Raw genomic sequence first — 7,516 nt, 5'->3', positions numbered from 1 at the left:
TAGCTCAGGCCGTGGCCGGAGCGAAGCGGAGGTTTCGGCATGAGCGGTACGGAGCGAAGCGGAGTGGCCGCTCATTGGGGGCGCAGGTTTAGCTCAGGCCGTGGCCGGAGCGAAGCGGAGGTTTCGGCATGAGCGGTACGGAGCGGAGCGGAGTGGCCGCTCATTGGGGGCGCAGGTTTAGCTCGCGCCGCTGCCGGAGCGAAGCGGAGGGTTCGGCGTGAGTACGGACGTGGTGGGGGGCGCGGTCGGGTATCGGCCGGGCGCCACCCTCTCGCTGTGGACCGAGATCCGCCGGCAGGCCTCCCGCCGGCGCACCCAGCTGGCGCTGGGCTTCATGGTGCTGCTGCCGCTGATCATCCTGGCCGCGTTCCAGCTGGACAGCGCGAACGACCGCGACGAGGGCGGCCCGGGCGGCGAGTTCTCCCGCCTGTCCGACCTCGCCACGTCGGGCGGCCCCAACTTCACCCTGTTCACGCTGCTGGTCTCGGCGGGCTTCCTGCTGGTCGTGGTGGTCGCGCTGTTCTGCGGCGACACCGTGGCCGGCGAGGCGAGTTGGGGGAGCCTGCGATACCTCCTGGCGATGCCGGTGCCGCGGGCCCGTCTGCTCGGCATCAAGCTGGCCGTTTCGCTGCTCTACAGCCTGCTCGCGATCCTGACGCTGGTGGCCACGGCGCTGCTGGCCGGGACGCTGCGCTACGGCTGGGCGCCGCTGAGCGCCCCGATCGGCGGCGAGATCCCGCCGGGCACGGGGGTCCTGCGGCTGATGGAGATCGTCGCGTACCTCTGCGTGACGCTGCTGGTCGTGGCCTCGCTCGCGTTTCTGCTGTCGGTGTCGACCGACGCCCCGCTCGGCGCCGTCGGCGGGGCGGTGCTGCTGCAGATCCTGTCCAACATCCTGGACCAGATCACCGCGCTGGGAAACCTGCGCACCCTGCTGCCGACCCACTACGCCGACGCCTGGCTGGGCCTGCTCTCCAGCCCTATGCAGACCGGCGACCTGGTCAAGGGCTGTGTGGCGGCACTGGCGTACGCCACCCTGTTCTTCTCCCTCGCCTGGTGGCGCTTCCTGCGCAAGGACGTGGTGAGCTGACCGCCGCCGGACGGCCCCCTACCGGCGGGTAGGGTGCTCGTCCATGCGGAGATCCGCCCTCGGTGGCGCATGCGTCTTGGCCGTGGGGCTCGCCGCCCTGGCGGCGGGCCTCTACTACGACCAGGCGCATCTCATGCAGTGGACCCACTTCGCGCAGAGCTCCGACCTGACGAGGGGCCCGGTCGAGGCGGAGACCGCCCGGATCTTCACCCTGCTGGGGGCGATAACGGCGGCGTTCGCCGCCGCGATCGCGGGCGGCAGCGTGGTGCTGGCCGTGCTGCCCGGCCGCACGGGCGTGTGGGTGCTCCGCCTGACCTCGGTCCTGCTGCTGGTGCTCATGCTCCTGGTCGCCGCCGCGCTGCTCGTGGGTTCCCTCACCGGCGACGCCCCGGTCGCGATCATCGACACCCCGTGGTGGCTGCTCACCGCGGAGTGGTCCGCCCTGGCCCTCGCCGTCGCGGGCGCCGGCACCGCCACGACCCAGCTGTGGCGGTTCGTCCCCGAGTCGTGAAAGACATCACGCCGTCGCCGCGTTCACGCTCGCGCTGTGGCCGAGGAACCGGCGCGGGGATCAGGCGGGCGAGTAGCCGGGGATGCTCCGCATCGGGGGGCGGTCCGGGTGGGCGACGGGCGTCACCCGCGGTACGGCCGCGGAGTCATGGCGCTCGAACTGCGTCAGGGTCGGCCACAGCGGGTTGCCGGGGGACACGCGGGCGTTGACCGTGTGCACGATGGTGGCGGCCATGCGGCCCAGGGCGGCCGTGTCCTGATGGCCATGGGTGCGCTGGCCTAGGTCGACCTGGGCCACCGCGTCCAGGCCGTGGCGGCGGTAGGTGTCGATGAGCAGGCCGGTCTCGACGCCGTAGCCCGCGGCGAACGGCAGCGACTCCAGCAGCGTGCGGCGGGCCGCGTATTCGCCGGCCAGCGGCTGCACCACGCCGGCCAGCTCCGGGAAGTGCGCGTTGAGCAGCGGGCGGGCGGCGAGCTCGGTGACCCGGCCGCCGCCGGCCGCGGAGAGGTCGAGCAGGGGGCGGTCGTAGAAGGCCTTGACCATCAGCGTGCCCGGGTCGTCGAGCAGCGGGCCCAGCAGGCCCGTCACGAAGTGCGGGCGGAAGTCGGTGAGGTCGGCGTCGACGTACACGACGATGTCGCCCTTGGTGACCGCGAGCGCCTTCCACAGCACCTCGCCCTTGCCCGGGCGGGAGCCCGTCGACGGCAGGATGTCGTCGCGGTGGTGGACCGTGGCGCCGGCGGCCGCGGCGACCTCGGCAGTGCGGTCGACCGAGCCGGAGTCGATCACGACCAGTTCGTCGACGATCGGGCCGAGGGTCCGTATGCCGGTCACGATCTCGCCGACGGTGGGCTCCTCGTCCAGGGCGGGCAGCACGACGCTCACCATCGTGTCGCCCTTCGCGTCGAGCAGCTCGTCGGCGGGCCAGTCCCGCCAGCTGGACGTACGCCGCGAAAACCAGTCGATCGCGATCGGGTGCATGGGTGAAACGCTAGCCGGGCCCACGTCGTGAGATGACTCATACCCGGGCGCCGGTGGTGCCCCTTACACTCATCTGAAGCGCACAACCACAATTGCATACCTCATCCAGAGGGGCAGAGGGATACGGCCCGATGAAGCCCCGGCAACCCCTGCGGCGTCTCAATGGTGTCTCGATGTTGAGGTCCGACGCGGTAGGTGCCAAATCCGTCCCGGTGCACGCCCGTGTGCTTGGGAAAGATGAGAGGAAGGCCTCCGCCATGACCTCGACGCTCAGCGTCTTCACTGACTCCCCGGCCCGCAACCTTGTCTGCCGGGGGTGTGGGGCCACGTTCCCGCTCGCCGCGCAGCACGCCTGTTATGAGTGTTTCGGCCCCCTCGAGGTGGGCTACGACCCCGCGGCGCTGGCGTCGGTGACCCGCGAGCAGATCGAGGCGGGACCGAAGAACATCTGGCGCTACGCGCCGCTGCTGCCGGTCGGCGTCGACCCGCAGACCCGCGTCACGCTCGACCCGGGGCTCACCCCGCTGGTCAAGGCCGACGGGCTGGGTAAGGAGCTCGGCTTCACCGCCCAGCTGTGGGTCAAGGACGACTCGGCCAACCCGACGCACTCGTTCAAGGACCGGGTCGTCTCCGTCGCGCTGACCGCGGCTCGGGCGCTTGGCTTCACGCGGTATTCCTGCGCCTCCACCGGTAACCTCGCCAACTCCGTCGCCGCGCACGCGGCCCGGGTCGGCGTCCCGTCGACCGTGTTCATCCCGGCCGACCTGGAGCCGGGCAAGGTTGTCATGACCGCGGTGTACGGCGGCGAGGTCGTCGCGATCGAGGGCTCCTACGACGAGGTGAACCGGCTCTGCTCGGAGCTGACCGAGACCGACGAGTTCGAGGACACCGCGTTCGTCAACGTCAACGTCCGGCCGTTCTACGCCGAGGGCTCCAAGACGCTCGGGTATGAGGTCGCCGAGCAGCTCGGCTGGCGCATCCCGGCCCAGGTGGTCATCCCGATGGCCAGCGGCGAGCTGCTCACGAAGGTCGACAAGGCGTTCGCCGAGCTGGTCGAGATCGGGCTGGTGCCGAACACGCCGTGGAAGGTCTTCGGCGCCCAGTCGGCCGGCTGCAACCCGATCGCGAAGGCGCTGCACGACGGCGTCGACGACATCACCCCGGTCAAGCCGACCGGCATCGCCAAGTCGTTGAACATCGGCGACCCGGCGGCCGGCGTCTACGCCCTGGAGTCGGTGCGCCGCAGCGGCGGCTGGATGGAGTACGCGGACGACGACGAGATCCGCGCGGGCATCCAGCTGCTGGCCCGCACCACCGGCGTGTACGCCGAGACGGCCGGCGGCGTGACCACCGCGGTGCTCAAGAAGCTCGTCGAGTCCGGCCGGCTCGACCCGAGCGCCGAGACGGTCATCTTCAACACCGGCGACGGGCTCAAGACCCTCGATGCGGTGGCGGACCTGGTTGGCCCCACCCATCGGGTGAAGCCGTCGCTGAAGTCGGCGCGGGAGGCCGGCCTGCTCGGATGATTTTTTCGGGCGATGCGATTACCGAGCGTTCAGATTGAGAGAGCGCTTCCACGCTTGGACGAGGGATGGATCGTCCGATTGGTGGAGATGATCGACACTGAGCGTAACCGATGGTGCGCCGTGCGTTCAGTGGTGGACTTGACGCCTTAAGACCCGAGCGCCAGGATGCTCGGTGCGGGAGGACGTGTCGCCGCGAGGCTCGAGCCGATTAGTCGGTGGGAGCCCGCGACCACAACACCGGAGGTGTTGGCGAGCGTCCTCTCGACCATTTCCGGAGCCTGTCCAGATCCCCAGCCGGACCTTCGTTCCGGCCGATCGCCCTTTCCGGCCGATCGCCGACATAAATGGATTGCCGGGCTCTGGTGCGCGGGGCGACCCTGAGGGTATGGCCCAATCCCCGTTCGAGATCGTCGAGGTGCGCGCCGATGACCCGGCGGCGATCGACGCGGCATTCGAGATCGGCAACGACGCGCTGCGCGTGGACCTGCCGGATTTGCCGGAGAACTGCCGATACCAGCACGACATGAGCTTCACGGTGCCGCCGCCGTGGGATGAGCGGCACGTGTTCCTGGCGATGGATGGTGACGTACCGGCCGGGACCGTCAAGCTCGACCTGCCCCGCCACGACAACCTGGACAAGGCGCACGTCGAGGTCCGGGTCCGGCCCGCGCATCGGCGCCGGGGGATCGGCCGCGCGCTGTACCGGCACGCCGCGGGCGTCGCTCGGACCGCCGGCCGCACGAGCCTGCTCGGGTTCAGTGCCTCGCGCCCCGCGCCGCGGGGGTTCGCCGAGGCGTTCGGGGCGAGCAACGGGCTGACCGAGGCGAGGCGCCGGCTGCTGCTGGCCGGTCTCGACGAGGGCGCGGTCGACCGCCTGTATACCGACGGTCTGGCCCGGTCCGGCGGCTACGCCGTCGTGCAGTGGTGCAACGAGCCGCCGGAGGAGTACCTCGAGGACCTCGCCGCGCTCGACAGCTCGTTCCTGGTCGAGGCGCCGACGGGGGAGATCGACTACGAGCCGCAGAAGGTCGATGCCGAGCGGCTGCGGCGCCAGCACGAGGTGTTCACGCGGTGGGGCTTCCGGGCGTATCAGACCGGCATGGTCCACGAGGCGACCGGCCGGCTCGTCGCCTGGACCGCGATGCGGGTGACGAAGAGTGTGGACTGGCACGCCTCGCAGATGATCACGCTGGTCCACCCCGCGCACCGCGGGCGCCGGCTGGGCGTCGTGGCGAAGGTGACGAACCTGCGCTTCCTGCGCGCGCAAGAGCCGGCGGTGACGACGATCGACACGTTCAACGCCGTGGAGAACTCCTACATGATCGCGATCAACGAGGCCATGGGCTTCCGCTTCGCCGAGCTCTGGTCCAACTGGCAGGGGCCCGCACCCGAGTAGGGCTGCCCGCCCGCGGGAAATCGCGGGATCGTCGGCGGCTCCGCCCGGCGGTGGCAGGATGGCGCCATGGAGAACTCACACCCCATGTTCGCCAGCCACGCCGACACGCTGGAGCGAGCGCTGACCGCGATCGCCGAGCGTGCGTACTGGTCCAACTACCCCGAGTCGCCGAGCCCCAGGATCTACGGCGAGCACGCCGCCGCCGAGGGCGAGGCCGCCTTCCGCGCCTACCTGGGCGCCGACTTCCCGCTCAAGGACCAGCCGGGCATCACCGGCTGGGTGTCGACCGAGCGCTCGCCGTTCGGCGTCGCGCTCGACGTGCGGTACCCCCACCTGGATCTTGATCTTGCCTTTGCCGCGCTCGCCGAGGGCATGCCGGCGTGGCGCGCGGCCGGCCCGCAGACTCGCGCCGGCGTGTGCCTGGAGATCCTCGCCCGCCTGCACCGGGCCGCGTTCGAGCTGGCCAACGCCGTGCACGCGACCACCGGCCAGGCCTTCGTCATGGCCTTCCAGGCCGGCGCGCCGCACGCGTTCGACCGTGCGCTGGAGGCGGTCGCCTACGCCTACCGGGAGATGACCCGCACCCCGGCCACGGCCGACTGGGAGAAGCCCGCCGGCAAGGGCCAGACGCTGCACATGTCGAAGACCTTCCATGTCGTACCGCGGGGTGCGGCCCTCGTCATCGGCTGCAACACGTTCCCGACGTGGAACTCCTACCCTGGCCTCTTCGCGTCCCTGGCCACGGGCAACCCCGTGATCGTCAAGCCGCACCCGCGCGCCGTCCTGCCGCTCGCGATCACCGTCAAGATCGCCCGCGAGGTGCTCGCCGACGCCGGCTTCGACCCCAATCTGGTGCTGCTGGCCGCCGAGGCCCCCGGCGAGGGGCTGGCCAAGACCCTCGCGCTGCGCCCCGAGGTCCGCATCATCGACTTCACCGGCTCGACCGAGTTCGGCGACTGGCTGGAGGCAAACGCCCGCCAGGCCGTCGTCTACACCGAGAAGGCCGGCGTCAACACCGTGGTGATCGACTCGACGGACGATTTCGCCGGGATGTGCCGCAACATCGGGTTCTCCCTGGTGCTGTACTCCGGTCAGATGTGCACGACCCCGCAGAACATTCTCGTCCCGGCGTCCGGCGTCGCCACGAACGAGGGGCACAAGAGCCTCGACGAGGTGGCGGGCGGCATCGCGGCCGCGGTGGGCGCGCTCACCGCCGACGCCGCCAAGGGTGTCGAACTCACCGGCGCGATCGTCAACGACGGCGTACTGAAGCGGCTCGAGAGAGCCGGCGCGGTCGGCGAGGCGGTGCTCGAATCATCAGACGTTTCGCACCCCGCGTACGAGGGCGCGACCGTGCGTACGCCGCTCATCCGGAAACTCGGCGTGAGCGACGCGCAGACCTACGGGACGGAGTGGTTCGGGCCCATTTCCTTCGTTGTCGCCACCGATTCCACGGCGGGCAGTTTGCGGATCTTCGCCGACACCGTCGGCAAGAAGGGCGCATTGACCGCCTCGGTGTATTCGACATCGGACGAGGTCCTGGACGCGATGGAAGAGGCCGCTTTACTTGCCGGTGTGCATTTGTCAGTCAACCTTACCGGCGGGGTCTTCGTGAACCAGTCGGCGGCGTTTTCCGACTTCCACGCCAGTGGCGCCAATCCGGCGGCCAATGCCGCGCTCACCGACGGGGCCTACGTGGCCAGCCGCTTCCGCGTCGTACAGTCACGCCGTCACGTGTGTAGCGTCCAAGGTTACTAACACGTAGTCGCCGGGCAATGTTTGACTCTGCAAGGAAACGCGTGGAGAAGGCATGCCCGGCGACCTTTTCGAACTGCATGATTCGTGACCTTGCTGTCCGATTTGGGCCTGTCGGGGCTCGGGTTACCTCGTGTACCGTGCGGTTCGGTCGTCGTTCCCTCGCCGGAGCCACCCCCGGAGCCGGCGGCTGTGGTCGAGACCCGGGGCTGGTCCCCACAGCCAGCCGAATGACGCAGCAGGACCGAAGTAGAGGA

The 7,516-nt window shown here is 70.1% G+C and carries 6 protein-coding genes and 1 riboswitch; of the genes, 5 read left to right on the top strand and 1 reads right to left on the bottom strand.

Annotation, left to right across the window (positions count from 1 at the left end; translation table 11 throughout):
* Positions 1-217 precede the first annotated feature (217 nt).
* Positions 218-1,090 (top strand): ABC transporter permease, encoded by an 873-nt coding sequence (locus ABT297_RS16840; RefSeq protein ID WP_350549869.1) that lies wholly within the window; start codon positions 218-220, stop codon positions 1,088-1,090.
* Between the two features lie 43 nt (positions 1,091-1,133).
* Entirely contained in the window at positions 1,134-1,601 is a 468-nt protein-coding gene (locus ABT297_RS16835; protein WP_350549866.1) for a hypothetical protein, read from the top strand.
* A gap of 60 nt (positions 1,602-1,661) precedes the next feature.
* On the opposite strand, the gene ABT297_RS16830 is transcribed toward ABT297_RS16835, so the two are convergent.
* Positions 1,662-2,582 (bottom strand): glucosyl-3-phosphoglycerate synthase, encoded by a 921-nt coding sequence (locus tag ABT297_RS16830; protein WP_350549863.1) that lies wholly within the window; start codon positions 2,580-2,582, stop codon positions 1,662-1,664.
* A 98-nt stretch (positions 2,583-2,680) separates the two neighbouring features.
* Positions 2,681-2,826: riboswitch (SAM riboswitch) on the top strand.
* A gap of 13 nt (positions 2,827-2,839) precedes the next feature.
* Between ABT297_RS16830 and thrC the strand changes: the two genes are divergently transcribed.
* The 3 genes from thrC (at position 2,840) to paaN (ending at position 7,262) form a co-directional block, all read left to right on the top strand.
* Entirely contained in the window at positions 2,840-4,108 is a 1,269-nt protein-coding gene (gene thrC, locus ABT297_RS16825; protein WP_350549861.1) for a threonine synthase, read from the top strand.
* 385 nt (positions 4,109-4,493) lie between these two features.
* A complete protein-coding gene (locus ABT297_RS16820; protein WP_350549858.1) occupies positions 4,494-5,504 on the top strand; it encodes a GNAT family N-acetyltransferase in 1,011 nt (336 codons plus the stop codon).
* 66 nt (positions 5,505-5,570) lie between these two features.
* A complete protein-coding gene (gene paaN / locus ABT297_RS16815; RefSeq protein ID WP_350549856.1) occupies positions 5,571-7,262 on the top strand; it encodes a phenylacetic acid degradation protein PaaN in 1,692 nt (563 codons plus the stop codon).
* Positions 7,263-7,516: the final 254 nt, after the last annotated feature.

The sequence above is a fragment of the Dactylosporangium sp. NPDC000555 genome (assembly GCF_040300025.1).
Taxonomy (GTDB): Bacteria; Actinomycetota; Actinomycetes; order Mycobacteriales; family Micromonosporaceae; genus Dactylosporangium.
Note: the sequence above shows the minus strand (reverse complement) of the source record. Positions and strands in the feature narration are given on the sequence as shown.

Bases quoted from the DNA above. Each gene is read 5' to 3' on its own strand.
- ABT297_RS16830 (WP_350549863.1), bottom strand. From the start codon at position 2,582: ATGCACCCGATCGCGATCGACTGGTTTTCGCGGCGTACGTCCAGCTGG.
- paaN (WP_350549856.1), top strand. From the start codon at position 5,571: ATGGAGAACTCACACCCCATGTTCGCCAGCCACGCCGACACGCTGGAG.
- ABT297_RS16835 (WP_350549866.1), top strand. From the start codon at position 1,134: ATGCGGAGATCCGCCCTCGGTGGCGCATGCGTCTTGGCCGTGGGGCTC.
- thrC (WP_350549861.1), top strand. From the start codon at position 2,840: ATGACCTCGACGCTCAGCGTCTTCACTGACTCCCCGGCCCGCAACCTT.
- ABT297_RS16820 (WP_350549858.1), top strand. From the start codon at position 4,494: ATGGCCCAATCCCCGTTCGAGATCGTCGAGGTGCGCGCCGATGACCCG.